Source organism: Paenibacillus tyrphae, from assembly GCF_024158745.1.
Lineage (GTDB): Bacteria > Bacillota > Bacilli > Paenibacillales > NBRC-103111 > Paenibacillus_G > Paenibacillus_G tyrfis_A.
The window spans coordinates 1-3,271 of the sequence record NZ_JAMZAW010000056.1; the positions used below are offsets into that span (position 1 = coordinate 1).

Sequence of the window (3,271 nt, forward strand, 5' to 3'; positions counted from 1 at the left end):
CGCCCACCAGAAAAGCTCCCACACCGACACGTCGAACGTAAAGGTCGTTTTTTGCAGAATAACGTCCGCCTCGCCAATCGGGTAGCGTCCATGCATCCACAGGATACGGTTGAGTACGGAATGATGCTCGATCGCCGCGCCTTTCGGTTTGCCAGTCGAGCCCGACGTATAGATAACGTAAGCCATGTCGCGCGGACCGGAACCAAGGGGCAGATTCGTCGCATCTTCGGCGTAAACCGCCCCGTCGTTCAAATCGAGAACCCGGCCTTCCAGCTCCGCCGGCACGCGGTCCAGGAAGCGGCTCTGTGTCAGCAGCAAGCGTGCCCCCGAATCTTCGGCGATGTAGCGGATGCGCTCGGCCGGATACTCCGGGTCGATGGGCACGTAAGCGCCGCCCGCCTTCAGAATCGCGTAGATGCCGACGATCATCTCCAGCGAGCGCTCGACCATGATCGCTACAGGCACATCCGCGCCAACTCCTTTAGAGCGCAGCGTCCGCGCCAGACGATTCGCCCGCTCGTTCAGCTCGCGGTACGTCAGCCGCTCGTCCTCGAACAACACCGCTGTCCGCTCCGGCGTGCGGGCCGCTTGCTGCTCGAACAACTCATGAATCGTCCGCTCCTGAGGATATTCCGCGGCCGTGTCGTTGAAGCCGTGCAGCAGCAGCTCCTTCTCCTGCGGACTTATCACATCAAGCTCGGCCAGCTTCAGCTCCGGATTCGATGTGACAAGCTCGAGCAGCCGGATAAAATGTCCGCTCATCCGCTCCAGGCTCTCCCGTTTGTAAAGGGATACTGCGAACTGGAAGCTGCACACTAGCATATCATCCGCTTCTGCCGCTTCCAGCGTCAGGTCGAACTGGGCGGCTGTAAAACCATGCCCATAAGGCTGCAGCTCAAGACCCTCGAACCCGGCCTGCGCCCGCGCGGCATGCTGTATGACAAACATCGTGTCGAACAGCGGGTTTCGGCTTAAATCACGCTCAATGTCCAAGCCTTCGATCAAATCCTCAAACGGATAATCCTGGTGCTCGAACGCATGCAGGATGTGTTCTTTGACTTCCTGCAAGTGAGCAGCGAAAGTTTTCTCTCCAGCCGGATAGTGCCGCAAGGCCAGCGTATTGACGAACATGCCGATCATCGGCTCCAGGTCAGCATGGCCTCTTCCGGCCGTCGGCGTCCCCACCACGACGTCTTCCTGTCCGGTATAAACGTGAAGCAGCGCCGTGTAGGCAGCGAACAGCACCATATACAAGGTCGTGCCCGTTTGCGAGGCCAGATTCCGCAAGCCCTCAAGCTGACCCTTGTCTATCGTGAACCCGAATATGTCCCCTTCAAAGCTCCGTTCAGCAGGACGCGGGTAATCCGTAGGCAAATCAAGTATAGGCGGCCGGCCTTCATAACGCCTCAGCCAGTAGTCCTTCTGTTTGCCGAGCCGGTTACGGAAGGCATCCGACTGCGTCCATACCGCATAATCTTTATATTGCAGCGCCAGAGGCTGAAGCTGCTCTCCTTGGTACAGCCGGGCAACCTCATCAAGCAAGATGCTCATGGAAACGCCGTCGCTGATCATATGATGCATGTCAAAGAGCAGCAAATGACGCTCAGCTTCCAGTTCGACCAGTTCCACCCGAAGCAGCGGAGCCTTAGATAAATCAAAGGCACGGATAAATTTGCGGATCACAGCCTCAAGCAGCTCGGCTCCGTCATACTTGCGAACATTCAGCTTAAAGGGAACTTCCGCATAAATCCGCTGTGCCGGCTCGCCCTTCACAAGCTCAAAGCCTGTCCGCAGCGAAGCATGGCGGATAATCAATTGGCGGAACGCTTCCTCAAACCGGACAACGTCCAGCCTGCCTTGCAGCATGACGGTCCCCGGCATGTTGTAGCCGAGCTCGCCGCCCTCCAATTGATTCAAAATGTAAAGGCGGTTTTGCGCCGGAGTCAGCGGGTAGTAGTCGCGCTCGCTGGCGACCGGAATCGAGACGTAGCGGTCTTGGTCCATAGCATGCAGCGCTTCTGCCAGCTGCTCCACCGTCGGATGCTCGAAAATCGTTTTGACCGGCACATTGCGGTCAAATGCTTTATGGAGCGTTGTCGCCAAAGCGGCAGCCCGCAGCGAATGTCCGCCGAGTTCAAAGAAGTTGTCCTTGATGCCAATCCCCGGTACACCGAGAATATCCTGCCAGATGTCCACCAGCTTGGTTTCCAGTTCACTGCGCGGCGGTACATAGTTCGTGCTGCTTTGTCCGCTGGCGTCGGGCTCCGGCAGCGCCTTGCGGTCGATCTTGTCGTTCGGCGTCAGCGGCATCGCTTCCAGCTGCACGAAGTGCGCCGGCACCATGTAGCTTGGCAGCTCTTCTCTCAGCGCTTGGCGCAGTTCGCTTGCCGCCAATTCCTCGCTTGCCACGTAGTACGCGCAGAGCTGCTGCTGGCCTTGGCCGTCTTCCCGCGCAATTACGATCACTTCCCGCACCGCTTCCACCTGCTGAAGCTTCGCTTCGATCTCGCCCAGCTCTATCCGGTAACCGCGGATTTTCACTTGGTGGTCGATCCGGCCCAAATATTCAAGCCGCCCGTCCGGCAGCCATCTCGCCAGGTCGCCCGTCCGGTACATCCGCTCCCCGCTGAAGCGGCTGGTCACGAATACCTCCGCCGTCAGCTCCGGACGATTCAGGTAACCTCTGGCCAGACCCGCACCGGCTACGCACAGCTCGCCTGCCACACCTACCGGCAATAGATGCCCGTGCGTATCCACGATGTATACCCGGTGGTTCGGCACCGGCCGTCCGATCGAAACCAGGCTGCCTGCCTCCGGATCTTCTGAAACCGGCCAGGTCGACGTCGCTACCGAGTTTTCCGTCGGACCGTACCCGTTGTAATACGCCACCTTGTCCTTCCACTTCTGCACCAGCTCCGGCGATGAGGCGGAACCCGCTGTGAACAGAATGCGCAGGCATGGCATATGCTCCGGCTCCAGATACACCGCATACGTTGGCGGCAGGGTCGCGACCGAAATTTGGTGCTCCGCCATATACGTTTCAAACAACTGATAGTTCAGAATCGTATCCTTCGTCGGCACGTACAAGGTCGCGCCGCAGAACAACGCCTGGAAGATCTCCCAGCAGGCCGCGTCAAACGACAGGCTGGCGAACAGCAGCGCACGGTCCTCTACGCCGATACGCAGCGCGTGGTCGTAATAAGCTTTCAGGTTCGTCAGTCCGTGATGCTCCAGCATGACGCCCTTCGGCTTGCCGGTTGTACCCGATGTA

The 3,271-nt window shown here is 58.7% G+C and carries 1 protein-coding gene; it reads right to left on the reverse strand.

From position 1 onward, the window contains the following. On the reverse strand, positions 1-3,271 hold a 3,271-nt coding region (locus NI000_RS36440), incomplete at both ends, for a condensation domain-containing protein (protein WP_253416158.1).